This is a genomic window from Streptomyces sp. NPDC001700, from assembly GCF_053596435.1.
This window is the reverse complement of record NZ_JBSFGE010000007.1, coordinates 64,931-91,295: the sequence shown is the minus strand read 5'-3', so window position 1 is coordinate 91,295 and position 26,365 is coordinate 64,931. Positions and strand designations below refer to the sequence as shown.

The 26,365-nt window shown below is 72.1% G+C and carries 18 protein-coding genes; 13 read left to right on the top strand and 5 right to left on the bottom strand.

Annotation, left to right across the window (positions count from 1 at the left end):
- Positions 1-23 precede the first annotated feature (23 nt).
- A complete protein-coding gene (locus tag ACWC5C_RS15630; RefSeq protein ID WP_450875937.1) occupies positions 24-1,484 on the top strand; it encodes an aldehyde dehydrogenase family protein in 1,461 nt (486 codons plus the stop codon).
- A gap of 43 nt (positions 1,485-1,527) precedes the next feature.
- On the opposite strand, the gene ACWC5C_RS15625 is transcribed toward ACWC5C_RS15630, so the two are convergent.
- Positions 1,528-4,437: a glycoside hydrolase family 3 C-terminal domain-containing protein gene (locus ACWC5C_RS15625; RefSeq protein ID WP_450875936.1), complete on the bottom strand. Its 2,910-nt coding sequence runs from the start codon at positions 4,435-4,437 to the stop codon at positions 1,528-1,530.
- 256 nt (positions 4,438-4,693) lie between these two features.
- Between ACWC5C_RS15625 and ACWC5C_RS15620 the strand changes: the two genes are divergently transcribed.
- From ACWC5C_RS15620 to ACWC5C_RS15600, 5 genes are read left to right on the top strand one after another with little or no spacing between them, the layout of a single operon-like run.
- Complete coding sequence (locus ACWC5C_RS15620) at positions 4,694-6,376, top strand: extracellular solute-binding protein (protein WP_450875935.1); 1,683 nt, start codon at positions 4,694-4,696, stop codon at positions 6,374-6,376.
- Entirely contained in the window at positions 6,376-7,329 is a 954-nt protein-coding gene (locus tag ACWC5C_RS15615) for an ABC transporter permease (protein ID WP_450875934.1), read from the top strand. Before ACWC5C_RS15620 ends, ACWC5C_RS15615 begins: the two co-directional genes overlap by 1 nt.
- Complete coding sequence (locus tag ACWC5C_RS15610; RefSeq protein ID WP_450875933.1) at positions 7,326-8,282, top strand: carbohydrate ABC transporter permease; 957 nt, start codon at positions 7,326-7,328, stop codon at positions 8,280-8,282. Before ACWC5C_RS15615 ends, ACWC5C_RS15610 begins: the two co-directional genes overlap by 4 nt.
- 51 nt (positions 8,283-8,333) lie before the next feature.
- Positions 8,334-10,331: a beta-galactosidase gene (locus ACWC5C_RS15605; RefSeq protein ID WP_450875932.1), complete on the top strand. Its 1,998-nt coding sequence runs from the start codon at positions 8,334-8,336 to the stop codon at positions 10,329-10,331.
- A 14-nt stretch (positions 10,332-10,345) separates the two neighbouring features.
- Positions 10,346-11,074, top strand: coding sequence for a glycoside hydrolase family 12 protein (locus tag ACWC5C_RS15600; RefSeq protein ID WP_450875931.1), 729 nt, complete (start codon positions 10,346-10,348; stop codon positions 11,072-11,074).
- A 59-nt stretch (positions 11,075-11,133) separates the two neighbouring features.
- Here ACWC5C_RS15600 and ACWC5C_RS15595 read toward each other — a convergent pair whose 3' ends face one another.
- Both ACWC5C_RS15595 and ACWC5C_RS15590 read right to left on the bottom strand, forming a co-directional pair.
- Complete coding sequence (locus tag ACWC5C_RS15595) at positions 11,134-13,185, bottom strand: glycoside hydrolase family 31 protein (RefSeq protein WP_450875930.1); 2,052 nt, start codon at positions 13,183-13,185, stop codon at positions 11,134-11,136.
- A gap of 78 nt (positions 13,186-13,263) precedes the next feature.
- Entirely contained in the window at positions 13,264-14,271 is a 1,008-nt protein-coding gene (locus tag ACWC5C_RS15590; RefSeq protein ID WP_385439503.1) for a LacI family DNA-binding transcriptional regulator, read from the bottom strand.
- A gap of 224 nt (positions 14,272-14,495) precedes the next feature.
- Here ACWC5C_RS15590 and ACWC5C_RS15585 point away from each other — a divergent pair, with 224 nt between their 5' ends.
- The 7 genes from ACWC5C_RS15585 (at position 14,496) to ACWC5C_RS15555 (ending at position 23,756) form a co-directional block, all read left to right on the top strand.
- Entirely contained in the window at positions 14,496-16,430 is a 1,935-nt protein-coding gene (locus ACWC5C_RS15585) for an acyl-CoA dehydrogenase family protein (protein WP_450875929.1), read from the top strand.
- A 105-nt stretch (positions 16,431-16,535) separates the two neighbouring features.
- On the top strand, positions 16,536-17,801 hold the full coding sequence (gene dxr, locus ACWC5C_RS15580) for a 1-deoxy-D-xylulose-5-phosphate reductoisomerase (RefSeq protein WP_450875928.1): 1,266 nt from the start codon (positions 16,536-16,538) through the stop codon (positions 17,799-17,801).
- Positions 17,798-19,099 carry a M50 family metallopeptidase gene (locus ACWC5C_RS15575; protein WP_450875927.1) on the top strand — a complete coding sequence of 434 codons (1,302 nt, stop codon included), beginning with the start codon at positions 17,798-17,800 and terminating at the stop codon, positions 19,097-19,099. Before dxr ends, ACWC5C_RS15575 begins: the two co-directional genes overlap by 4 nt.
- A gap of 140 nt (positions 19,100-19,239) precedes the next feature.
- Positions 19,240-20,397 carry a flavodoxin-dependent (E)-4-hydroxy-3-methylbut-2-enyl-diphosphate synthase gene (gene ispG / locus ACWC5C_RS15570; RefSeq protein WP_450875926.1) on the top strand — a complete coding sequence of 386 codons (1,158 nt, stop codon included), beginning with the start codon at positions 19,240-19,242 and terminating at the stop codon, positions 20,395-20,397.
- Positions 20,398-20,520: 123 nt separating this feature from the next.
- The gene (locus ACWC5C_RS15565; protein ID WP_450875925.1) at positions 20,521-21,366 is read left to right on the top strand and encodes a GNAT family N-acetyltransferase; all 846 of its coding nucleotides are present in this window, start codon (positions 20,521-20,523) and stop codon (positions 21,364-21,366) included.
- Between the two features lie 30 nt (positions 21,367-21,396).
- Positions 21,397-21,963, top strand: coding sequence for a GNAT family N-acetyltransferase (locus tag ACWC5C_RS15560; RefSeq protein ID WP_385439516.1), 567 nt, complete (start codon positions 21,397-21,399; stop codon positions 21,961-21,963).
- 83 nt (positions 21,964-22,046) lie between these two features.
- Positions 22,047-23,756 carry a proline--tRNA ligase gene (locus ACWC5C_RS15555; RefSeq protein ID WP_450875924.1) on the top strand — a complete coding sequence of 570 codons (1,710 nt, stop codon included), beginning with the start codon at positions 22,047-22,049 and terminating at the stop codon, positions 23,754-23,756.
- 1,123 nt (positions 23,757-24,879) lie between these two features.
- On the opposite strand, the gene ACWC5C_RS15550 is transcribed toward ACWC5C_RS15555, so the two are convergent.
- Positions 24,880-25,824, bottom strand: coding sequence for an aminoglycoside phosphotransferase family protein (locus ACWC5C_RS15550; protein WP_450875923.1), 945 nt, complete (start codon positions 25,822-25,824; stop codon positions 24,880-24,882).
- 43 nt (positions 25,825-25,867) lie between these two features.
- On the bottom strand, positions 25,868-26,341 hold the full coding sequence (locus ACWC5C_RS15545) for a ferritin-like domain-containing protein (protein WP_385439520.1): 474 nt from the start codon (positions 26,339-26,341) through the stop codon (positions 25,868-25,870).
- Positions 26,342-26,365 lie beyond the last annotated feature (24 nt).

Here is a 26,365-nt window from a genome sequence, read left to right as displayed (position 1 = left end):
CTTCAGAAGGGTCGGGATCCGCTGTGCCAGACACAAACGAAGCTGTCACCCATGCGTTCTGGCTCGCCGGCCGCGAGGCGACGGGCGAGAGCACGCTCGAGGTCACGTCGCCGTGGGACGGCCGGCGCGTCGGCGCGGTGAGCGTCCCCACCGAGGCGCAGATCGAGGAGGCCGTGGCGGCCGCCGAGGCGGTGCGCGGGAAGTTCGCCGCGACGCCCGCGCACGTACGGGCCGCCGCCCTCGACCACGTGTCGCGACGGCTCGCCGAGCGCACCGAGGAGATCGCCCGGCTCATCTCGGGCGAGAACGGCAAGCCCATGAAGTGGGCGCGCGGCGAGGTCGGCCGCGCCGTCTCCGTCTTCCGGATCGCGGCGGAGGAGGCCCGCCGGTTCAACGGCGGGGAGGCCCAGCGGCTGGACACCGACGCCGGTGGCGAGGGGCGGCTCGCGCTGACCCGCCGCTTCCCGCGCGGCACCGTGCTCGGCATCGCGCCGTTCAACTTCCCGCTGAACCTGTGCGCGCACAAGGTCGCCCCGGCGCTCGCCGTCGGTACGCCGATCATCCTCAAGCCCGCGCCCGCGACCCCGCTGTCCGCGCTGATCCTCGGCGAGCTGCTCGCCGAGACGGAGCTTCCGGCGGGCTCCTGGAGCGTGCTGCCGGTGCCGAACGACCAGATGCCCGCACTGGTCCAGGACGAGCGGCTGCCGGTCATCTCCTTCACCGGTTCGGACAAGGTCGGCTACGCGATCCAGGCGTCCGTGCCGCACAAGCACTGCACGCTGGAGCTGGGCGGCAACGGCGCGGCGGTGGTCCTGTCGGACTACGCCACCGACCCCGACCTCGACTGGGCGGCCACTCGCATCGGCACGTTCTCCAACTACCAGGGCGGCCAGTCCTGCATCTCCGTGCAGCGGGTCATCGCGGACGCGTCCGTGTACGAGCGGCTGCTGCCGAAGATCGTCGCGGCCGTCGAGGCGCAGGTCACCGGCGACCCGTCCGATGACGCGACCGATGTCGGCCCGCTGGTCGACGAGGCCGCCGCCAAGCGCGTCGAGTCCTGGGTGGACGAGGCGGTCCAGGCCGGTGCGAAGCTGCTGACGGGCGGCAAGCGCGAGGGCGCGAGCTACGCCCCGACGGTGCTCGCGGACGTCCCGGCGGACGTCACGGTCTCCTGCGAGGAGGTCTTCGGGCCGGTGCTCACCGTCCAGTCGGCGGAGGGCGAGGAGGCGGCGTACGCGGCCGTCAACAACTCCAAGTACGGCCTGCAGACGGGCGTGTTCACCCGCGATGTGCAGACCGCGTTCCGCGCGCACCGCGCGCTGGAGGTCGGCGGCGTGATCGTTGGCGATGTGCCGTCGTACCGGGCCGACCAGATGCCCTACGGGGGCGCGAAGAAGTCCGGCGTGGGGCGCGAGGGCGTGCGGTTCGCGATGGAGGACTACACGTACGAGCGGGTCATGGTCCTCACCGGGATCGACCTGTAACCAACACAGCGGCCCGCCCCGCGCTTCTCCGGACCCTCAGCCTTCAGAAGTCGAGGCGGGCCAGTCTGACGGCCCCGCGCAGCGTGACGTGGAGGTCGTGCACACCGGTCGGCGGCGCGGACAGGGCGGCGCGCACGGCGGTGTACGCGTAGCGGTCGCCGGTCGGCGGGACGGCGACGGTGGCCAGGGGCGTGCCGTCGGCGAGGTGGAGTTCGACCACGGCCTCGGCCACCTCTTGGACGGCCGCCTCGACCGTGACCGCCGCCGCGCCCGCGCCGAAGTCGCAGGCGCGGAAGAGCAGCCGTCCGACCGCCTCGTCGCCGCAGGCCACCGCGTCACCGCTCACCTTGGTGCGGTCGACGAGCACGGTGCCGTCCGCCGCGTCGTAGTCCGCGGCCTCCAGCCCGCGCCGCAGCACCGGGCGCGGGGCGGGCGGCGGGCCGTCGAGAGTGAGGGCGGCGGTGCGGCGGACGTCCGCGCTGGAGGCGCCCGCGTGGATCTCGTACGTGCCCGGGTCGACGGTCCAGCGGCCGTGCGCCACGTCCCAGAACCCCAGCGCCTCGTCCACCGGCACGGTGAAGAACAGCCGCACCATCTCGCCCCGGCGCAGCGCCACCCGGCGGTGGGCGATCAGCCGCCGGTGCGGGCGCCGGGCGCGCGCCCCCGGGGCGCTCGCGTAGATCTGCACCACTTCGTCGCCGTCGCACGGACCGGAGTTGGTGACCGTGCACTCGACGGCCACCGCCCCCTCTCCCGACTGCCGCACCGACAGGCCGTCGTAGCCGAACCGGGTGTACGACAGGCCGTGCCCGAAGGGGAAGAGCGGGGCGCCGTCGAAGTAGAGGTAGGTGGCGCGGGATCCGATGATGTCGTAGTCCAGCAGGTCCGGCAGTTCGTCCTCGGACGCGTACCAGGTCTGCGGCAGCCGCCCGGCCGGTGAGACGTCGCCGCACAGCACCCGGGCCAGCCCGGTGCCCGCCGCCTGGCCGCCGTGGGCGGTCCACAGCAGGGCGGGCAGCGCGTCGGCCGCGTCCCCGACGGCGTACGGATAGCTGCTGGTCAGCACCAGCGCGGTGCGCGGGTTGGCGGCGTGGGCCGCGCGCCACAGCCGGTCCTGCGCGGCGGGCAGGGCGAGGGTGGTGCGGTCCTCGGTCTCGCGGCCGTTGATGTGCGGATCGTTGCCCAGGACGACGATGACCGCGTCGGCCCCGGCGGCGGCCCGCGCGACGGCGTCCTCGCCGCGTTCGACGACCTCCGGGTGGAAGATCTCGGCCCGGGACCGGTCGGCAACCTTCAGGCCCTCGGCGGCGACACAGACATATCCGCCCGTCCCGCCGTGTCTGAGGAGATGCCCGTCCCCGTGCCGCTCCAGCGCGAACGTCTCCTGGACCACCCAGCCTCCGGGCTGCTCGGCGGCGGCCCGTACGAAGCCGTCGTCGGCGACCGTCAGATAGCGGCCGGAGGGGGCGCGCAGCGTGAGCACGCCCCCGCCCCAGTCAGCGAGGGCCAGGTCGGTGGAGGTGTCGCCGATGGCCAGCGGCGGCAGATCGGTGCGTCCCGCCGTATGCGCCGGATTGAGCGCCGCCTCCCGCGCCGCCTCCCGCGCTTCCTCCCGCGCTGTCTCCTCCGCTACGGCACCGGACGGCACCCGCACCCAGCCCCCCGCGGTGCGCAGCCGGACGGTGTCCGTCCCCTCCGCGAACACCACCCGGTCCGCGCCGAGCCGCGCCACCAGCGCTTCGCGCGGCGAGCTGCGGCGCAGCAGGCTGCCGCTGTACCAGTCGAGCTTGCACTCGTCGGCGAGCGGGCCGACCACCGCCACGGTTCCGGTGGCGGGCGGCGACAGCGGCAGCAGCCCGTCGTTCTTGAGCAGGACGACGGCCTGTTCGGCGGCCTCCAGGGCGAGCGCCCGGTGCGCGGGCGTGTCGAAACCGGCGCCCCGTGGATCGGCGTACCGATCGTCCTCGCCGCCGAAACCGTCGAACTCGCCCAGCGCGCACCGCATCGTCAGCAGCCGCCGCACCGCCGTGTCGACGGCGGACGCGTCGATGAGCCCGCGCTCCAGCGCCCCCCGCACCCGGGTGATCGTCTTCGAGGCGTCCTGGTCGTGGTCGGTGAAGCTGTCCACACCGGCCAGCAGGGCGGCCGCCACGCCCTCCTCGTGGGTGTCGAAGTAGTGCTCGGACCCGGCCAGGTTGGAGGGCGCGCCCGCGTCCGAGCAGACCACCAGCTCGTGGGCGGTCCAGGTGCGCAAGTGCTCCCGCAGATACGGGGAGAGGTGGTTGGGCCGCCCGTTGACCAGGTTGTACGCGGGCATCACCCCGGCCACCGCGCCCGCCCGCACCGCGCCGCGGAAGGCCGCGAGGTCGTACTCGTGCAGCACGCGCGGGCGCACGGAGGACGACGAGGTGTCCCGGGCGGTCTCGTTGTTGTGCGCCAGCCAGTGCTTGAGGACGGGAGCGGTGCGCCAGCGGTCCGGGTGGTCGCCGCGCAGCCCTCGGGTATAGGCGGCGGCCAGGGTGGAGGTGAGGTACGGATCCTCGGCGTACCCCTCCTCGTTGCGGCCCCAGCGCGGATCGCGCAGCAGGTTGACCGTGGGCGCCCAGACGTTGAGCCCGACCCGGGGGTCGCGGGCGCGCATGGCCCGTACCTCGGTGCCGACCGCCTCGCCGATCCGCCGGACCAGGTCCGGGCTCCAGGTGGCGCCGAGCCCGACCGCCTGCGGGAACACCGTCGCCGGGCCCATCCAGGCGACGCCGTGCAGCGCCTCCTGCCCGGTGCGGAACGCGGCGAGGCCGAGCCGCTCCACCTCGGGGGCGTACTGGTGGAGCATCGCGATCCGCTCGTCGGGCGTGAGCCGGGCGAGGAGGTCGTCCACGCGGGCGCCGACCGGCAGCCGTGGATCGCGGAAGGGCGGACGGGTCGCCGGTTCACCGGGCTCGCAACCGCTCACAGGTCCCCTCGCGGAGGTCGGAAGTGTGATTCGAAGCGCTTCGATGCTGCGGGCCCGGGTCCCGCTCTGTCAAGGCTCGGCGGATCAACGGCCCTTTCCCGCCACCCGGTTACGGAAAGACGGGAATCAACGGAACGCCAACGACCTCTTCCCGCCCGGCCCTTGCGCGACCTGACCCCCCGACTTAATCTCAGCGCAATATCGAAGCGCTTCGACCATCGGTCGTACGGCGGGCTCGCCACGAAGGGTTGACGCAATGCCGAACTCCCAGGCTTCGGCCTCTACTTCCGTTCCCAGCCGGAGAACCTTCCTGGCCTCCACGGCGATCGCCGCGGCGGCCGTGACGGGAGGCGTTCCGCTGTTGTCCGCGTGCTCCACGGAGGGGAGCGGCAACAAGAACGGGACCACCTCCGGCAAGGACCTGAAGAAGCTGCTGCCGACCTATGTGGCCTCGAAGGTGGCGGACCCCGATATTCCGAGCGTCAACGGCTCCAGCCCCGGCTACACCAAGGCGCCCTCCGCCGCCGCCCTGGTCGCCTCCGTGAAGGGCAAGCCCGGTCACGGCGGCGGCTACACCATGTTCGAGCCGCTGTGGGGCACCCCGCCGCCCAAGGACAACGCCTACTACAAGGCCGTCAACGACGCGCTCGGCGCGAAGATCAGACTTCAGCCGCAGGACGGCAACACCTACGGCGAAAAGCTCGGCGCGGTCCTCGCCTCCGGTGACATCGCCGATGTCGTGATGATTCCGCTGTGGGAGATGGGCGGAAAGATCCATGGCGCGGTCAGCGCCAAATTCGCCGACCTCGGACCGTATCTCTCCGGCGACAAGGTGAAGAAATACCCTAACCTGGCCGCCATTCCCACCGCCGCCTGGCAGATGTCCGTCTTCGGCGGCAAGCTGCGCGGTCTGCCGATGCCTTCCCGGCCGCTCGGCAGTGTCGTCCCGTTCTACCGCGAGGACCTCTTCAAGAAGCATGGCTACGAGGTCCCGAAGAGCCCGGACGCGTTCCTCGCCCTCGCCAAGGAGATCACCCGCCCCAAGAGCAAGGTATGGGCGTGCGACGACATGTGGTGGGCGGCGCAGCGATTCTTCGGCTGCCCCGGAGAAAAGCCGTACTACTGGGTGGAGAAGGACGGAAAGCTCGTCCACAAGGTGGAGACCGACAACTACCTGGAAGCCCTGGAATGGTGCCGCAAGCTCTTCGCCCAGGGCTATGTCCACCCCGATGCCATCGCGGGCAAGGCCAATGACGCGCTGACCCGCTTCACCTCCGGCCAGACCCTCATCTACAACGACGGTGACGCCAAATGGTACGGCGCCACCTTCGAACAGGCCGAGAGCAACCCGGACTTCACCATTCAGGGAATGGACTATTTCGGCGCCGACGGCGGCGACCCGGTCCTCTATCTCGACCCGCCCGCCGCGATCTGGTCCTTCCTCAACAAGAACCTCTCCAAGGAGCAGATCGAGGAAATCCTCGCCCTCGCCAACTTCATCGCCGCGCCCTTCGGCACCAAGGAGCAGCGGCTCATCGACTACGGCGTCGAGGGCGTGCACCACACCATGAAGGACGGCGTCCCGGTCAAGAACGCCACCGGTGTGCGCGATGTCCAGGACACCTACCGCTTCGTCGTCTCCCCGCAGGCCAGCGTCGCCTATCCGGACTTCCCGCAGATGGTCGAGGACTACTGCGGCTGGATGGGGCGCATGGGGAAGTTCGCGAAGAAGCCGCTCTTCTACGGCATGCAGATCCAGGAGCCCAACCGGTACGCCTCCCTCTACACCCCCTTCGAGGACCTGGCCAAGGACGTCACCCGCGGCCGCAAGTCGATCAAGGACGCCCAGCGGGCCATCGGCGACTGGCGCAGCGGCGGCGGCGACCGGCTCCGCGACTGGTACGCCAAGCTGCTCGACGAGAACGGCAGCGGCGCCTGATGGCGATCAATCTTCGCGACCGGGACCCCCACCGGACCGGCGGCGCCCGGTGGTGGCACCGGCTGCGCCGCGACCGCGCCCTGCTGCTGATGACGGCCCCCGCCGTCGGTCTGCTGCTGCTGTTCACGTACGTCCCGCTGCTGTGGACCACGGTCGCGTTCAAGGACTACGACCCGTTCACCCAGGGGCTGTGGACCAGCCCCTGGGTCGGGTTCGACAACTTCACCCTGCTCTTCGAGGACAGCCGCTTCTGGGACGCGTTCGCCAACACCCTCAGCATCACCTTCATCCAGCTGGTGCTGTTCTTCCCGGTGCCGGTCGTGCTCGCGCTGCTGCTCAACAGCGTGCTCAGCGACCGGCTCCGGGGCCTGGTGCAGTCGATCCTCTACCTGCCGCACTTCTTCTCCTGGGTGCTGGTCATCACGATCTTCCAGCAGATGCTCGGCGGCGCAGGGCTCCTCGCCCAGCGGCTGCGCTCCCACGGGTACGAGGGCTTCGACCTGATGACCGACCCCGGCGTCTTCAAGTACCTGGTCACCGCCCAGCTGGTGTGGAAGGACGCGGGCTGGGGCGTGATCGTCTTCCTCGCCGCGCTGTCCGCCGTCAACCAGGACCTGTACGAGGCGGCCGCCGTGGACGGCGCGGGCCGCTGGCGCCGGATGTGGCACGTCACGCTGCCCGCGCTGCGCCCGGTGATCGCCCTGCTGCTGGTGCTGCGCGTCGGCGACGCGCTGACCGTCGGCTTCGAGCAGATCCTGCTGCAGCGCGACGCGGTGGGGCCGGGCGCATCCGAGGTCTTCGACACCTATGTGTGGTGGGTCGGCATCGCCAACACCGACTACGGGATCGCCGCCGCGGGCGGCCTGATCAAGGGCGTCTTCAGCCTCGTCCTGGTGCTGATGGCCAACAAAGTCGCCCATATGCTCGGCGAGCAGGGGGTTTACCGGAAATGACCGTGACCGAGCGGCCCGCCGCCCCCGCCGCGACCCCCTCCGCCCAGCCGCTGCGCCGCCGTGGCCGGGAGAAGCGCCCGGTGTGGGAGGAGGAGCCCAGCAGGGTCGGCCAGGGGCTCAAGGGCATCACCCTCACCGGGGTGTGCCTGGCCATCCTCGGCCCGCTGTGGGTGGTGGTCGTCACCAGCCTCTCCGACCAGAAGACCATCACCGACGCGGGCGGTCTGGTCATCGTCCCCAAGACGATCACCTTCCGCGCCTACACCGAGCTGCTGAGCGGCGGCACCGTGACCCGCGCGACGCTCGTCAGCCTCGCGCTCACCGCCGTGGGCACCGCGATCAGCACCGTCGTCTCCGTGCTGTGCGCCTACGGACTCTCCCGCTCCGGATCGTTCCTCCACCGCCCGATCCTGATGCTGCTGCTCGTCACCATGTTCTTCAACGCCGGTCTGATCCCCACCTATCTGCTGGTCACCGGGGTCGGCCTGGAGGGCAGCTACTGGTCGATGATCCTGCCGAGCGCCATCTCGGTCTTCAACGTGCTGGTGCTGCGCGCGTTCTTCCAGGACACCGCGCCCGAGCTGGTCGACAGCGCCCGCATCGACGGCGCGGGGGAGTGGCGGATCCTGTTCCAGATCGTGATGCCGCTGTCCAGGGCGGTGATCGCGGTGGTCTCGCTGTTCTACGCGGTCGGCTACTGGAGCCAGTGGTTCAACGCGATGCTCTACCTCAACGACCAGCAGATGTGGCCGCTCCAGATGATCCTGCGCCAGCTGGTCATCAAGCAGCAGGCGCCGCAGGGCATGGCCCAGATGATCTCCACCCAGCAGGTCCCGGGGCTGGCCGTGCAGATGGCCGTGATGGTGCTCGCGCTGATCCCGGTCGCCGTCCTCTACCCGTTCGTCCAGAAGCACTTCACCAAGGGCATGCTCATCGGCGCCGTCAAGGGCTGACCAAGCCGCGTGCCCCGTTCCACCAGACCGTCACGACCCGGGAGAGCCGGTATGCCCGACCTGAACGACGCCACCCGCGGCCGCATCCTCTACGGCGCCGACTACAACCCCGAGCAGTGGCCCGAGAGCGTCTGGCACGACGACGTCCGGCTGATGCGCGCGGCGGGCGTCACCACCGTCACGGTCGGCGTCTTCTCCTGGGCGACGCTCGAACCCCGCCCCGGCGCCCGCGACTTCGGCTGGCTCGACCGGGTCATGGACCTGCTCCACCAGGGCGGCATCGAGGTGTGCCTGGCCACCCCGACCGCCTCCCCGCCGCCCTGGCTGGGCGCCCGCCACCCCGAGACCCTGCCGCGCGACGAGACCAGCTCGGTCGTCTGGTACGGCTCGCGCAACCAGTTCTGCGCCTCGTCCCCCGTCTACCGCGACTACGCGCTGCGGATCACCGAGGATCTGGCCGACCGCTACGGCGACCACCCCGCCCTGCGGATGTGGCACGTGGGCAATGAGTACGGCACCCACTGCTGGTGCGACACCACCGCCGCCCACTTCCGCCGCTGGTTACGCGCCAAGTACGGCCGCCTCGACGCGCTCAACGAGGCCTGGGGGACCGCCTTCTGGAGCCAGCGCTACGACTCCTGGGAAGAGATCATTCCGCCGCGCCGGGCCCAGTACCTGGGCAACCCCGGGCAGGCGCTGGACTTCCGCCGCTTCACCAGCGACGCGCTGCTGGAGTGCTTCACCGCCGAGCGCGACGCCCTGGCCGCGCGCACCCCGCACATCCCGGTGACCACCAACTTCATGCCGTTGTTCATCGGCCAGGACGGCTGGGCTTGGGCCGCCGAGGAGGACGTCGTCTCCGTCGACGTCTACCCCGACCCCAAGGACCCGCACGGCGGCGCGTACGGGGCGATGATCCACGACCTGACCCGCTCCCAGGCGGGCGGGCCGTGGATGCTGATGGAACAGGCCGCGGGCCCGGTCAACTGGCGCGGCGTCAACCACCCCAAGCCGCACGGGCTGATGCGGCTCTGGTCGCTGCAGGCCGTCGCGCGCGGCGCCGACGGCGTCTGCTTCTTCCAGTGGCGGCAGTCCCGGCAGGGAGCTGAGAAGTTCCACTCCGGCATGGTCACCCACGCCGGGGAGCACAGCCGCACCTTCCGGCAGGTGCGCGAACTCGGCGCCCACCTGGGCGAGCTGGGCGACGTCGCGGGCTCCGACGTGCCCGCCCGGGCCGCCCTCCTCCACGACTGGCACGCCTGGTGGGCGAGCGTCCAGGACGGCCGCCCCTCCTCCCGGGTCCAGTACGACCAGGTGCTGCGCGCCTGGCACCAGGCGCTGTGGGAGCGGAACCTCACCACCGACTTCGCCCATCCGCACGCGGACCTCGCCGACTACGCCCTGGTCGCCGTCCCCCATCTGTACCTGCTCACCGATGAGGCGCTGGAGAACCTGGCCGGTTACGTCCGTGGCGGCGGCACCCTCGTCTGCGGCTTCTTCACCGGCGTCGCCGACGAGGACGACCGGGTCCGCCCCGGCGGGGTCGACCAGCGGCTGCGCGACATCCTCGGCCTGCGGACCGTCCACGAGTGGTGGCCCCTGGACGAGGGCGAGACCGTGACCTTGACCGCCGAAAGCCCCTGGCTCGGCTCGTTCACCGGCACCCTCTGGTCCGAGGACCTGGAGCCCGCCACCGCCGAACCGGTCGCCCGGATCAAGGGCGGCGAGCTGGACGGGCAGCCCGCCGTCACCCGCAACGCCTACGGCGACGGCACCGCCTGGTACGTCTCCACCCTCCCCGAACCCGCCGCCCTGCGCACCCTGCTGGCCCGCGCCGCCGACGAGGCCGGGCTCGCGCCGCCGCTGCCCGGCATCCCCGAGGGCGTCGAGGCCGTACCGCGCGGCCCGTACCTCTTCCTCCTCAACCACGGCCGCTCCCCGGCGGTCGTCCCCCTCCCGTCCGCGCGCACCGATCTGCTGACCGGGCGCGTGTACGACACCCAGGTCAGGCTGGACCGCTTCGCGGTCGTGGCCCTGGCCCCGCTCTGACCAGCGGAATTCGAATGTCCCCCCACCGAAAGGACGGCATCGTGCACAGAGCCGTGCGAACGCTTCTCCTCACCCCGTTACTGGCGCTCCTCGCCGTGGTCGGCTTCGCCGCCGCCCCCGCCCAGGCCGCCACCTGGTCCTCCTCCGACCAGTGGGGCAACTGGTCCACCGGCGGCTACACCCTCTACAACAACATCTGGGGCTCCGGCGCGGGCGCCCAGTCCATCTGGGCCAACTCCGCGAGCGACTGGGGTGTATGGGCCAACCACCCGAACACCGGTGGCATCAAGTCCTACCCCAACGCCAAGAAGGTCGTCGGCAAGAAGGTCAGCGCGATCAAGACCCTCACCAGCAACTACGGCGTGACGGTCCCGTCCTCGGGCGCGTACAACACCTCGTACGACATCTGGGACAGCAACTACGACTACGAGATCATGCTGTGGGTCAACAAGACCGGCGCGGTCGGCCCCCTCGGCACCTCGCAGGGCACGGTCACCCTCGGCGGCCACACCTGGGCCGTCTACAAGGGCAGCAACGGCGCCAATGAGGTCTTCTCCTTCATCCGCAGCTCCAACTCCAGCTCCGGCACGGTGGACATCAAGCCCATCGTGAACTGGATCAAGAACACCAAGGGCTGGTTCGGCGATGTGACCATCGGCGACGTCCAGTTCGGCTACGAGATCACCTCGTCGGCCGGTGGCCTGGACTTCCGTACCAACAGCTTCGGCGTCAGCGCCAGCTGACGCCCCGCGTACCGCCACCGCCCCCCATGGCGGCGGCGGTACGCACTCCGGTGGGTTGGTCAGTCCCGCACCGGGAGCCGGGCGCCGTCCCGCAGGAACAGCGGGATGCGGTCCAGGGGAGCGGGGACGGTCACCGTCCGGCCGCCCTCGTACGCCTCGCCCGTCCAGGCGTCCGTCCAGCGCGCGCCCGCCGGGAGGTACGCCGTCCGCGCGTCCCCGCCCGGCTCCAGGACCGGGGCGACCAGCAGGTCCGGGCCCAGCAGGTAGGAGTCGGCGATGTCCCAGGCGGCCGGGTCACCGGGGAACTCCAGGAACAGCGGGCGCAGCGGCGGCAGGCCCTCCTCGTGGGCGGTGCGCATCTGCGCCAGCAGATACGGCTTCAGCCGCTCGCGCAGCCGCAGATACGCGGCCAGGATCGCTTCGGCCTCCTCGCCGTACGACCACACCTCGTTCGGGCCGCCGGTCATGTTCGGGCCGAGCGGCAGCCCCGGGGCGCGGTAGCCGTGCAGCCGCATCACCGGGGACAGCGCGCCGAACTGGAACCAGCGGATCAGCACCTCGCGGTAGGCCGGGTCGTCCGGGTCGCCGCCGTGGAAGCCGCCGATGTCGGTGTTCCACCACGGGATGCCGGACAGCGCCACATTGAGCCCGGCGGCGATCTGGCGGCGCAGGGTCGCGAAGTCGGTGCCGATGTCGCCGGACCACAGGACGGCGCCATAGCGCTGGCTGCCCGCCCAGGCCGAGCGGATGAGGGTGACGACGTCCTCCTCGCCCGCCGCCCGCATCCCGTCGTACAGCGCGCGGGCGTTCTCGCGCGGGTAGAGGTTGCCGACCTCAAGGCCCGGCCCCGCGTGGTAGCGCAGGTTCGCGGAGAAGCCGGGCTTCAGCTCGGGCTCGCAGGCGTCCAGCCAGAAGGCGCGGATCCCGTACGGCTCCAGATAGTTCTGCCGCACCCGGGACCAGACGAACTCCCGCGCCTGCGGGTGGGTGGCGTCGTAGAAGGCGACCTGGACCGGCTCGCCCTCCCGCCGGTCGGGCCAGTCGGCGTGCGCGATCGGGCCGTACTCGGTGCCGATCAGGAAGCCGCGCTGCTCCATGGTGGCGTGGTTCTCGCTCAGCGGCGAGACCGACGGCCACACCGACACCATCAGCCTGATGCCGAGTTCGTCCAGCTCCCGCACCATCGCGGCCGGATCGGGCCAGGCCACCGGGTCGAACGTCCAGTCGCCCAGATGCGTCCAGTGGAAGAAGTCGCACACGATGACGGACATCGGCAGCCCGCGCCGCCGGTGCTCGCGGGCGACGGACAGCAGCTCCTCCTGAGTGCGGTAGCGCAGCTTGCACTGCCAGAACCCGGCCGCCCACTCGGGCAGCATGGGGGCGCGGCCGGTGACGGCGGTGTAGCGGCGCTGGGTGGTGGCCGGGTCCCCTGCGGTGATCCAGTAGTCGATCTGGCGGGCGCTGTCGGCGACCCAGCGGGTACCGGTCGCGCCCAGCTCGACCCGCCCGATCGCCGGGTTGTTCCACAGCAGCGTGTAGCCCCGGCTGGAGGTCAGGACCGGGATGGTCACCTCGGAGTTGCGCTGGACGAGGTCGACCACGGCGCCCTTCTGGTCGAGCAGCCCGTGCTGGTGCTGCCCCAGCCCGTACAGCTTCTCGCCCTCGTACGCGCGGAAGCGCTGCTCAAGGCGGTGGTAGCCGTTGCCGGTGGCGGTGCGCAGCCGTGGGCCGGGCCACCAGAAGTGGGCGCGCTCCTCGGCCAGCAGCTCCGTGCCGTCCCCGGTCCGTACGAAGCGGATCATGCCGTCGGCGGCGATCTCGGCGGTGAGCGCGCCGTTGGTCAGCGAGGCGTGCCCGTCGGCCACTTCGACGGTCGCGGCGGAGGGCTGGGGATCGTCCTGGAGGGCGCCGGGCAGCCCGTCGAGCACCGGCCCGCCGAGCCGGGCGCGCACCCGGATCGCGTCGGGGCCCCACGGTTCGAGCCGTACGGTCTCCTGGCGCCCGCTCCACTCCAGGGCGCCGCCGCGCTCGGCGAAGGTGCCGACGGTGGGGGAGGTCTCGGCGAGCGAAGACGAGGCGGAAGGGGCGGGCGAAGGCGGCGACGGGTTCACGGATGCGCTCCTCGGGGGTGCGGCGGTGAGGGGTCGTACGGTCGGTACGTACGGGTCGCGGCGTTACGGGGCGCGGCGTCAGGCGGGGGCCGGGCCGGAGCTGGCCCGTACGGTCAGCTCCGGCGGCAGCAGCGCCACCTGCTCGGAGGCGTCGCCCTGCAGCTTCGCCACCACCAGTTCGACGGCCCGCCGCCCCATCTCCTGCGCGGGGATGGCGACCGAGGTGAGCCGCACGGACGCGCTGGTGGCCACCTGGTCGGGGCAGATGGCGACCACCGAGACGTCCTCGGGGACCGCTCGCCCCTGCCGTCGCAGCAGGCTCAGCAGCGGATCGATGGCGGCCTCGTTCTGGACGATGAAGCCGGTGGTGCCGGGGCGCTCGTCGAAGATCCGGGACAGGGTGCCGTCCATGGACTCGTAGCTGCCCTCGCACGGCCGGTGCAGCAGCCGCAGCCCCAGCTCGCGGGCGGACGCGCGCAGCCCGTCCAGGGTCCGCTCGGCGAACCCGGTGTGCCGCTCGTAGACGGCCGCCGCCTCGCCGATCACGGCGATCTCCCGGTGGCCGAGAGCGGCCAGATGCTCCGCGCACAGTGCGCCGGTGGCGGCGAAGTCGAGGTCGACGCAGGTCAGGCCGATGGTGTCGGCGGGCAGCCCGATCAGCACGGTGGGCTGGCGGGCCGCGTGCAGCAGCGGCAGCCGCTCGTCCTCCAGCTCGATGTCCATCAGGATCATGGCGTCCGCGAGCCCGCTGCCGGTGACCCGGCGCACCGCCGCGGGGCCCTCCTCGCCGGTGAGCAGCAGCACGTCGTACCCGTGGGCGCGGGCGGTGGTGGCGACCGCGATGGCGACCTCCATCATCACCGGTACGTAGATATCGGTCCGCAGCGGCACCATCAGCGCGATGATGTTGGAACGGCTGCTGGCGAGGGCGCGGGCCCCGGCGTTCGGGTGGTAGCCCAGCTCCTTGATGGACCGCTCGACGCGCTCCCGGGTGGGCGCCGAGATCGAGCGCTTGCCGCTGAGGACGTAGCTCACCGTGCTGGCGGAGACCCCGGCGTGGCGGGCGACCTCGGCGAGAGTGACCATGCGGGGGACTCCGTCCGGCGGGGAGGGGGAAGTGAAGCGCTTCGATGCAGACAGTAAGCCTCCGGGGGAGCGCTGTCCAGAGGATGTCGAAGCGCTTCAACAGAGACTTCAACGCAGACGAATCCGTACCGACCGCTTTGCCGACCCGGCCCACCGGAGGCACACTGAACAGCGGTACGTGCCGGTAATGTCACGAGATCGTCATTTGCGGCAAGGGAGCACCGATGACCGCATCATCCGTCAGGCCGGTGTCCGAGCGTGAGGCGCGCCAGGTCGCCGAGGCCGCACGCGAACAGGTATGGCACAAGCCGAGCTTCGCCAAGGAGCTGTTCCTCGGCCGCTTCCGCCTCGATCTGATCCATCCGCACCCCGCCCCCGCACCGGACGACGTCCGCCGCGGCGAGGCGTTCCTCGCCAAGCTCCGCGAGTTCTGCGAGACCCGGATCGACCCCGCCCGCGTCGAGCGCGAGTCGAAGATCCCCGACGAGACCATCAACGGCCTCAAGGAACTCGGCGCGCTCGGCATGAAGATCGACACCAAGTACGGCGGCATCGGCCTCACCCAGGTCTACTACAACAAGGCCCTCGCGCTGGCCGGATCCGTCAGCCCCGCCATCGGCGCGCTGCTCTCCGCCCACCAGTCCATCGGCGTGCCGCAGCCGGTCAAGCTGTTCGGCACCCAGGACCAGAAGGACCGCTTCCTGCCGCGCTGCGCCCGCACCGACATCTCGGCGTTCCTGCTCACCGAGCCCGACGTGGGCTCCGACCCGGCCCGGCTGGCCACCACCGCGGTCCCCGACGGGGACGACTACCTCCTCGACGGCGTCAAGCTGTGGACCACCAACGGAGTGGTCGCCGACCTCCTCGTCGTGATGGCCCGGGTGCCGAAGTCCGACGGTCACAAGGGCGGGATCAGCGCCTTCATCGTCGAGACGGCCGCCGAGGGCGTCACCGTCGAGAACCGCAACGCGTTCATGGGGCTGCGCGGCATCGAGAACGGGGTGACCCGCCTCCACCGGGTCCGTGTCCCCGCGGCCAACCGCATCGGCCCCGAGGGCGCCGGGCTCAAGATCGCGCTGACCACGCTCAACACCGGACGGCTCTCGCTGCCCGCGATGTGCGCGGGCGCCGGGAAGTGGAGTCTGAAGATCGCCCGCGAATGGTCCGCGGCCCGTGAGCAGTGGGGCAAGCCGATCGCCCGCCACGAGGCCGTCGGCGCCAAGGTCTCGTTCATCGCGGCGACCACCTTCGCCCTGGAGGCGGTCATCGACCTCGCCTCCCAGATGGCCGACGAGGATCGCAACGACATCCGCATCGAGGCGGCGCTCGCCAAGCTCTACGGCAGCGAGATGGCCTGGCTGATGGCCGACGAACTGGTCCAGATCCGCGGCGGCCGCGGCTTCGAGACCGCGGCCTCGCTCGCCGCCCGCGGCGAACGGGCCGTCCCCGCCGAGCAGATGCTCCGCGACATGCGCATCAACCGGATCTTCGAGGGCTCCACCGAGATCATGCACCTGCTGATCGCACGGGAGGCCGTCGACGCCCATCTGTCGGTGGCGGGCGACCTCATCGACCCGGACAAGACCCTGTCCGACAAGGGCAGGGCGGCCGCCAAGGCGGGCGGGTTCTACGCCCGCTGGCTGCCGGGCCTGGTCACAGGACCCGGCCATCTCCCGCGCGCGTACGCCGAGTTCGCCCCACCCGGGCACCGGGACCTGTCCCCGCATCTGCGCTACGTCGAGCGCTCGGCGCGCAAGCTCGCCCGGTCGACGTTCTACGCCATGTCCCGCTGGCAGGGCCGGATGGAGACCAAACAGGGCTTCCTCAGCCGGATCGTGGACATCGGCGCGGAGCTGTTCGCGATGAGCGCCGCCTGCGTACGCGCCGAGATGCTGCGCAGCCGCGGCGAGCACGGCACCGAGGCGTACCAGCTGGCCGACGTCTTCTGCCGACAGGCCCGGATCCGCGCCGACGAACTCTTCGGACGGCTGTGGACCAACACCGACGACCTCGACCGCAAGGTGGTCTCCGGGGTGCTCTCCGGCTCGTACGAGTGGCTGGAGGCGGGTGTCCTCGACCCCAGCGGTGAAGGACCGTGGATCGCCGACGCCACCCCCGGCCCGTCGACCAGGGACAACGTCCACCGCCCCATCAGATGACCCGTCGAACTGGCCCGCCAGGGACCGCCCCCGGCGGGCTAGGGGTCGCACCCGACCTCCGGGACCCGGTCATCCGCGAGCGGCGGTACGGGCAACAATGGGCAGATGACGGATTCCCTGGCTGACCCGCATCTGCGCCCCCCGGCAGCCCCCGCCGACCCCGGTGGCCCCCGCGACATCGTGATCCTGGGCTCCACCGGATCGATCGGCACCCAGGCCATCGATGTGATCCTGCGCAACCCGGACCGCTTCCGGGTGACCGCCCTGTCCGCCGCCGGAGGGCGGGCCGGGCTGCTCGCCGAGCAGGCCCACCAGCTGAAGGCGGCCACCGTCGCCGTCGCCCGCGAGGACGCGGTGCCCGAGGTGCGCGCGGCGCTGGCCGCGCGGTACGGCGCGGGCGAGCCGCTCCCGCAGGTCCTGGCCGGGCCCGACGCGGCCACCGAGGTCGCCCGCTCCGAGTGCCACACCGTGCTCAACGGCATCACCGGCTCCATCGGCCTCGCGCCCACCCTGGCCGCCCTGGAGGCGGGCCGGGTGCTGGCGCTGGCCAACAAGGAGTCCCTCATCGTGGGCGGGCCGCTGGTCAAGGCGGTCGCCAAGCCGGGCCAGATCGTGCCCGTCGACTCCGAGCACTCCGCCCTCTTCCAGGCCCTGCTGGGCGGCGGCCGCCAGGAGGTCCGCAAGCTGGTCGTGACCGCGTCCGGCGGCCCGTTCCGCGGCCGTACGAAGCGGGAGCTGGCCGAGGTCACCCCGGACCAGGCGCTGGCCCACCCCACCTGGGACATGGGCCCGGTCGTCACGATCAACTCCTCGACCCTCGTCAACAAGGGTCTTGAGGTCATCGAGGCCCATCTGCTGTTCGACATTCCCTTCGAGCGGATTGAGGTGGTCGTCCACCCTCAGTCGTATATCCACTCGATGGTTGAATTCACCGATGGGTCGACGCTCGCCCAGGCGAGCCCGCCCGATATGCGGATGGCGATCGCGCTCGGTCTCGGCTGGCCCGAGCGGGTGCCGGACGCCGCCCCCGGCTGCGACTGGACCAGGGCCCACACCTGGGAGTTCTTCCCGCTGGACACCGAGGCGTTCCCCTCGGTCGGCCTCGCCCGGCACGTCGGCGGCCTCGGCGGCACCGCCCCTGCCGTCTTCAACGCGGCGAACGAGGAGTGCGTGGACGCGTTCCTCGGCCGGAAGCTGCCCTTCAACGGAATTGTCGATACGGTCGCGGAAGTGGTAGCCGAGCACGGCGTCCCCTCCGCGGGAACTCAGCTCACCGTCGCGGACGTCCTCGAAGCCGAGACGTGGGCCCGTGCCCGCGCCCGTGAACTGGCCGCCCGCGCGGCGAAGGCGACCCCGGAGGGTCACGCATGACGACACTGATGACGGTCCTCGGCATAGTCGTATTCGCCGTGGGCCTCGGGATCTCGATCGCCTGGCACGAGCTGGGCCATCTCTCCACCGCCAAGTTCTTCGGCATCCGGGTCCCGCAGTACATGGTCGGCTTCGGGCCGACCATCTTCTCCCGCAAGCGGGGGGAGACCGAGTACGGCATCAAGGCGATCCCGTTCGGCGGCTTCATCCGCATGATCGGGATGTTCCCGCCCGGCGACGACGGCAAGATCGCCCAGCGCTCCACCTCGCCGTGGCGCGGCATGATCGAGGACGCCCGGTCGGCCGCGTACGAGGAGCTGCAGCCCGGCGACGAGACCCGGATGTTCTACACGCGGGCCCCGTGGAAGCGCGTGATCGTGATGTTCGCCGGGCCGTTCATGAACCTGATCATGGCGGTCGTGATCTTCGTCGGCGTGATGATGAGCTTCGGCGTGAACACCCAGACCACCAGCGTCGGCACCGTCTCCGCCTGTGTGGTCCCGGCCTCCTCCGCGACCGACAAGTGCCCCAAGGGCGCCAAGGACTCCCCGGCCAAGGCCGCGGGGCTCCAGCCCCGGGACAAGATCGTCGCCTTCAACGGCCACCGCGTATCCGACTGGGGCGACCTCCAGCAGGACATCCGCGAGACCACCGGACCCGCGACGATCACCGTCGAGCGGGACGGCGCGCGCAAGACCCTGAACGCCGACCTCATCACCAACAAGGTCGCCAAGTCCGACGGCAACGGCGGCTATGTCGAGGGCCAGTACGTGAGCGCCGGATTCCTCGGCTTCACCCCGGCCAACGGCGTGGTGAAGCAGTCCTTCGGCCAGTCCGTGGACCGCATGGGCACCATGGTCGAGGACGGCGTCCAGTCCCTGGTCGCGCTGCCCTCCAAGGTGCCCGACCTGTGGAACGCGGCCTTCGGGGACGCCCCCCGCAAGGCGGACTCCCCGATGGGCGTCGTCGGCGCCGCCCGGGTCGGCGGCGAGGTCGCCAACCTCGACATCCCGCCCTCGCAGCGCATCGCGACGATGCTCTTCCTGGTCGCCGGGTTCAACCTCTCGCTGTTCCTGTTCAACATGCTGCCGCTGCTGCCGCTGGACGGCGGCCATGTCGCGGGCGCGGTGTGGGAGTCCCTGCGGCGGCGGTTCGCGCGGCTCATCCGGCGGCCCGACCCCGGACCGTTCGACGTGGCCAAGATGATGCCGGTCGCCTATGTGATCGCCGGTATCTTCATCTGCTTCACGCTGCTCGTTCTGGTGGCCGACGTAGTGAATCCCGTACGAATTTCGTGATGATGTGACCTGTCCCGAAGTTCGCCTTTGGGTGGACTTCGGGCCCGGAGTGTGCTGGGGCGCCACCCGGTGCCGTAATCTCGGATCCGGAGCCCGCCGATCTCGGGCCACTCAAACACCTTCTTGGGGCTACGAACCAGATGACTGCGATCTCACTCGGAATGCCGGACGTACCGACCAAGCTCGCCGACCGCCGGGTCAGCCGGAAGATCCAGGTCGGGGCGGTCGCCGTGGGCGGCGACGCGCCGATCTCGGTGCAGTCGATGACGACGACGGTGACCGCGGACATCGGGGCGACGCTCCAGCAGATCGCGGAGCTGACGGCCTCGGGCTGCCAGATCGTGCGGGTGGCCTGCCCGTCGCAGGACGACGCCGAGGCGCTTCCGGTGATCGCCAGGAAGTCGCAGATCCCGGTCATCGCGGACATCCACTTCCAGCCGAAGTACGTGTTCGCCGCGATCGACGCCGGGTGCGCGGCCGTGCGGGTGAACCCGGGGAACATCCGGCAGTTCGACGACAAGGTCAAGGAGATCGCGAAGGCGGCCTCGGACGCGGGCACGCCGATCCGCATCGGCGTCAACGCGGGATCGCTGGACAAGCGGCTGCTGGAGAAGTACGGCAAGGCCACGCCCGAGGCGCTGGTGGAGTCGGCGCTGTGGGAGTGCTCACTGTTCGAGGAGCACGGCTTCCGGGACATCAAGATCTCGGTGAAGCACAACGACCCCGTCGTCATGGTCAACGCCTACCGCCAGCTGGCCGCCCAGTGCGACTACCCGCTGCACCTCGGCGTCACCGAGGCCGGGCCCGCGTTCCAGGGCACCATCAAGTCGTCGGTGGCCTTCGGCGCGCTGCTGAGCGAGGGCATCGGGGACACCATCCGGGTCTCCCTGTCCGCGCCGCCCGCGGAGGAGGTCAAGGTCGGCATCCAGATCCTGGAGTCGCTGAACCTGCGCCAGCGGCGGCTGGAGATCGTCTCGTGTCCGTCCTGCGGGCGGGCCCAGGTGGACGTCTACAAGCTGGCCGACGAGGTCACGGCCGGGCTGGACGGCATGGAGGTCCCGCTGCGGGTCGCCGTGATGGGCTGCGTCGTCAACGGCCCGGGCGAGGCGCGCGACGCCGACCTCGGTGTGGCGTCCGGCAACGGCAAGGGGCAGATCTTCGTCAAGGGCGAGGTCATCAAGACCGTGCCGGAGTCGAAGATCGTGGAGACCCTGATCGACGAGGCCATGAAGATCGCCGAGCAGATGGAGAAGGACGGCATCGCCTCCGGCGAGCCCGAGGTCTCGGTCAGCGGCTGAGCAAGCCCCCTCGGGGCCGCCGGACAACGGCGCTAGATGGTCCGCCGGGCCTGCGGGGTAGGGTGCGGGGAATCGACGTCCGCTCCGGCCCGCAGGCCCGCAACCGGTGAGGCAATCCGACACGTGCTGACGACGTCCACCACCAGGGTGCTCGAGCCCCAGGAGCTCGACTCGGCCCTCGCGGTGCTCAACCGCGATCCCGTCTCCAACGCCTTCGTCGCCGCCCGCGTCCAGGTCGCCGGGCTGGACCCGTGGCGGCTGGGCGGCGAGATGTGGGGCTGGTACAGCGGCGGACGGCTCGAGTCGCTCTGCTACGCGGGCGCCAACCTGGTCCCCATCTGCGCCACCCCCGAGGCCGTGCGCGGATTCGCGGAGCGCGCCCGCCGGTCCGGGCGGCGCTGCTCCTCGATCGTCGGCCCCGCCGACACCACGGCCGAGCTGTGGTCCCTGCTGGAGCCCAGCTGGGGCCCGGCCCGCGAGGTCCGGTCCCGCCAGCCGCTCATGGTCACCCCCTCGATGTCCGCCGACGTCCCGCCCGACCCCCGGGTGCGCCGGGTCCGCAGGGACGAGATGGACGTGATCATGCCCGCGTGCGTGGCGATGTTCACCGAGGAGGTCGGCGTCTCCCCGCTCGCGGGCGACGGCGGACTCCTCTACCAGGCCCGGGTCGCCGAACTCGTCGCCGCCGGGCGCTCCTTCGCCCGCATAGAGAACGGCCGCGTCGTCTTCAAGGCCGAGATCGGCGCCGCCACCCCGCACGCCTGCCAGATCCAGGGCGTCTGGGTCGCCCCCGAATACCGCGGCCGTGGGCTCTCCGAGACCGGCATGGCCGCCGTGCTGGGCTACGCGCTCAACGAGATCGCGCCCGTCGCGAGTCTCTACGTCAACGACTACAACACCGCGGCCCGCGCCGCGTACCGCCGGGTCGGCTTCCAGGAGGTCGGCGCGTTCATGAGTGTGCTGTTCTGATCGCCGGAGTCGGACAGTAGGGTGCCGCCCATGCTGGAGATGCCCGGGGAACACCCCCCGGACCCCCGAGGTGTCGTCGTCGGCCCGCTCGACCTCGCCGCACGCGTGGACGACGCGCTGGCCGTACAGGCCGTGGCCTTCGGGCTGTCGGACGAGGAGATCGGCGTACGGCGCCACATCGTGCTGCGCCACCTCACCAGCCCCGGCGCCCGCGCCCTCGGCGCGACCACCCCGGAGGGGCGGCTCGTGGGCTTCGTCTACGGCATGCCCAACGACCGCACCCACTGGTGGTCCACCATCGTCCAGCCCTATCTGCGCGCCGCCGGGCACGAGGACTGGCTGGACGACGCCTTCGTCATCACCGAGCTGCACGTCCACCCCGGCTACCAGAACCGGGGCATCGGCCGCCGCCTGATCACCGCCATCACCGACGGGGCCGTGCAGCCGCGCTCGATCCTCTCCGCCATCGACACCGACAGCCCGGCCCGCTGCCTCTACCGTTCGCTGGGCTACCAGGACCTGGCCCGCCCGGTGCTCTTCCCGAGCGCGCCGAGCCCGTACGCCGTGATGGGCGCACCCCTGCCGCTGCGCCGCTAGCGTGCGCTCACGGAGCGCATTTCCGGGTTGCGTCCCCGGGCGGCTAACCTCCTGACATCCATCTCGTACGCAGGAGAAGCCCCATGGCCAACGCCGCCCACGTCCAGCGCATGTCCACCTTGATGCTGAAGACGCTGCGCGAAGACCCGGCCGACGCCGAGACCGCCAGCCACAAGCTGCTCGTCCGGGCCGGTTATGTCCGCCGCGCCTCCGCGGGCATCTGGACCTGGCTGCCGGTCGGCAAGAGGGTCCTGGACAACGTCTCCCGGATCGTCCGCGAGGAGATGGACGCGATCGGCGCCCAGGAGGTGCTGCTGCCCGCGCTGCTGCCCAAGGAGCCGTACGAGGCGAGCGGCCGCTGGGAGGAGTACGGCGACCTGCTGTTCCGGCTCAAGGACCGCAAGGGCGGCGACTACCTCCTCGGCCCCACCCACGAGGAGATCTTCACCCAGACGGTCAAGGACCAGTGCACGTCCTACAAGGACCTGCCGGTCATGCTCTACCAGATCCAGACCAAGTACCGGGACGAGGCCCGGCCGCGCTCGGGCGTGCTGCGCGGCCGCGAGTTCCAGATGAAGGACTCGTACTCCTTCGACACCAGCGACGAGGGCCTGGCCGAGTCCTACCGGCTGCACCGCGAGGCGTACCAGCGGATCTTCGAGCGCCTGGGCCTCGACTACCGCATCGTCTCGGCCGTCTCCGGCGCGATGGGCGGCTCCGCCTCCGAGGAGTTCCTGGCCCCCGCGGCGGCCGGTGAGGACACCTTCGTGGACTGCCCGAACTGCGACTACGCGGCCAACACGGAGGCCGTCACGACCACCGTCCCGGCCGTCGAGGGCGCCGAGCACGGGCCGGTCGAGGAGCTGGACACCCCCGACACCCCCACCATCGAGACCCTCGCCGAGCACTTGGGCGTCCCGGCCTCCGCGACCCTCAAGAACCTCCTGGTCAAGGTCGACGGCGAGATCACCGCGGTGGGCGTCCCGGGCGACCGCGAGGTCGACCTCGGCAAGCTGGGCGAGCACCTGGCCCCGGCCGTGGTCGAGCTGGTCACCGCCGAGGACTTCGAGGACCGCCCCGACCTGGTCCGCGGCTACGTCGGCCCGCAGGGCCTGGCGGGCAAGTCCTTCCGCTACATCGCCGACCCCCGGGTCGCCCCCGGCACCGCCTGGGTGACCGGCGCCAACAAGCCGGACACCCACGCCCGCAACGTCGTCTGCGGCCGCGACTTCGAGGTCGACGACTACCTCGACGTGGTCGTCGTCGAGCCGGGCGACCCCTGCCCCCAGTGCGGCGCGGGCATCGCACTGGACCGGGCCATCGAGATCGGCCACATCTTCCAGCTCGGCCGCAAGTACGCCGACACCTTCCAGCTCGACGTGCTCGGCCAGAACGGCAAGCCGGTGCGGGTCACGATGGGCTCGTACGGCATCGGCGTCTCCCGCGTGGTCGCCGCCCTCGCCGAGCAGACCTTCGACGACTCCGGCCTCTGCTGGCCCCGCGAGGTGGCCCCGGCCGACGTCCACATCGTCGCCGCGGGCAAGGCCCTCCAGACCGAGCTGGCCCTGGACATCGCCGAGAAGCTGGGCACGGCGGGCGTCCGCGTCATGGTGGACGACCGCACCAGCGTCTCCCCGGGCGTGAAGTTCACCGACGCGGAACTGATCGGCGTCCCGACCATCCTGGTCGTCGGCCGCGGCGCGAAGGACGGCGTGGTGGAACTGAAGGACCGCCGCACCGGCGACCGCGAGGAACTCCCGATCGCCGAAGCGATCTCCCGCCTCACCCCCTGACCCGTCGGGACCTTTCCCCACCCCGCCCCTTCCCGAACCGGTGCCAAGCCCCGGGCCCCGCACCGCCAGCCACACCCCGAAGCCCCCGCCCCAACCCGGTCCGGGGGCTTCGGGCTGTGCTCCCGGCCCAGTGGAGACGGCCGCTGCCTCCGCCCCGAACCGGCGCCGCAGCCCGGGCCTCGCCGCCGCGCCCTGCGGAAGCGGGCCGCCTCGTGCTCCGCCGGGGCTCTTCCGGCGCCGGGCACGGCACACCGCGGCCCCGCGCCCGTCGCGCTCCGCGCCTCCCCCGGCTACCGCTGCGCGGCGCCCCCTGCGGCAGCGGCCGCCCGCTGATCCGGCCTGATCGCCCCCTGTCTCCGGGCCGGGTCCGACCCGAGGTGGACGCGGCCCTCCGCCCCGGACTGGGCTGCGCCCCCGCTCCGCGCCAGGCGGCCGGAGCGAAGTCCCAGCCGCGCCGGGGGTTTCGCCCCTGCCTTGCGGAGGCGGGCTGCCACGTGCTCCGCCGGGGTGGCTGACCTGAGGCGGGCCTCGGCGCTCCACCTCGGGCTGGGCTGTGCCCCACCCCGCGCTGGGCGGTCGGGGCGAAGTCCCAGCCGCGCCGGGGGTTTCGCCCCTGCCTTGCGGAGGCGGGCTGCCACGTGCTCCGCCGGGGCCTCCGACCTGGCTCCTGGCCGGAGGTCTGACCTGAGGCGGGCCTCGGCGCTCCACCTCGGGCTGGGCTGCGCCGCGGCCGGAGCGAAGTCCGCGTCCGCCGGGCGGGGGCTCTGCCCTGGCCCCGGTGCGGGGCTGCCGCCACCTCGTGCCGAGGGCCCGAGCCCGTGCCCAGGCCAGGGGCAGCCGAGCCGGGCCTGGCGCCCGGTGCTGCTCTCGGGCTCCCGGAACGGTGTTCGGGCGAGGTGGGCCGGAGGCCCGGGCCCGGCGCGGTGCCTGGGGCGGATCCAGCGCGGACCGGGGCTCAGCGCATTCGGGACGAGCATGCTGCCGGGCCGCGTGCCGGCGCGGCCCGGGCGCAACCAACACGGCGGGGGCCCGGGGCGCAGGCCGTCGGGCCTCCGTGGGCACCCCGGCCGCTCGGGGTCAGGGGCGGAGCCCCTGTTTCGGGAAGGGGCGGGGTGGGGGACAGCTACAGCCAGCCCGCGAACTCCAGCAGCAGCTCCGCCCGCCGCCGGTCACCCGCCGCCCCGTGGCGCAGACCCGTCTCCACGGCGCGGAAGAGGGCCCAGCCCCGCAGCCGGTCCCGGTCCACGTCCAGCGAGTCCGCCAGCTTGGCGACCCGGCGGCGGGCGGCCGCAGCCGGGCCGGGGCCCGCGGCCAGGTCCTCGCAGCGGTCCAGGACCAGCCGCGCCAGGTCGTACGCGCGCTCCCCGACCACCGGCGCCGGGCCCACCGCGAGCCAGGGCGTCCGCTCCCCGGCCAGCACCTTGCCCTGCCGGAAGTCGCCGTGCAGCAGCAGCCGTTCGGGCGGCTCGGCGGTCAGCCCGGACCGCAGTTCCAGGGCCTCGTCGGCGAGCGGGCGTACGTCGGCCGCCCAGCCGCCCGAGGCGAGGATCGGCAGCACCTCGGCGGCCTCGCCGGTGCGCCGCTCGACCGAGTCGACGGAGTCGAATCCCGCGTCCGGCGGCGGCACCCACAGCCGCCGCACCGTGCCCGCCGCCTCCAGCAGCGCCTTCGCCTCGGGCAGCGAGCGCAGCGACACGGCGGACTGCAGCCGCTCGATCAGCAGCGCGCCGTCCTCCTGGCCGGTGCGCAGGAGCCGGGCCGCGCCCCAGCCGTTCCAGTGGGCGAGCGCGGCCGCCTCGGACGTGGCGGCGGGGCCGGGGACGGGGAGCTTGAGCGCCGCCGGGGCGCCGTCCGCCTGCCGTACGAGCACGACCAGGCCGCCGCGGCCGCCGGGGGTGACCACCCGCTCGGGGGTCAGCTCCCACTCCCGCAGCCGCCGCGCGGCCAGCTGCGGCAGGGCGGCCAGCCAGCTCCGTACGGGCTCGGCCGGATCGTCGCCCACCACGTCCAGCAGCCGCTTCGGCACCTGGAGGGAGGCCATGTCACCGGACTCTTCTGCCGCTGCCATTCCCGAGCTGCCCCCTGTCACCATCACCCAACGCACATCACTGTCAGACCCCGTCGGCGGCTCCGCTCGCCGACGCGGACGGGGCGGCCGGCGCGGCGCGTTCGGTGAGCCCAGGGAAGGCTACGCCGCCGCCCCGCCAGCGCACCGACCGGACCGCCGCCTCGCGCAGCGCGCCCGCCGCCTGCCGCCGCAGCGGGCCGTCGGAGGTCCGTACGAGGTCGGCGTAGACGGCGGCCACCCGGTTCTCCAGCTCGGCCGCGAGCCGGACCGCGGCGGCCGAGTCGGGCACCGCGAACGGCAGCGCGTACGCGGGCGCCGCGCTCTGCGGCGTACCGCCCATGTCGCGCACGGTGCGCACGAGGTCGTCGCGGCGGGCACGGTGCGCGGCGTACCCCTCGCGGGCCTCCGCGAGACGGTCGTCGCCGACCCGGCCGCCGACGACGCCGTATCCGTACACGGCGGCGTGCTCGGCGGCGAGCGCGGCCTGCGTGGCCTTGAGCGTCGCGGCCCGGTTCATCCGGGTGCTCCTTCCGCGCGGTGA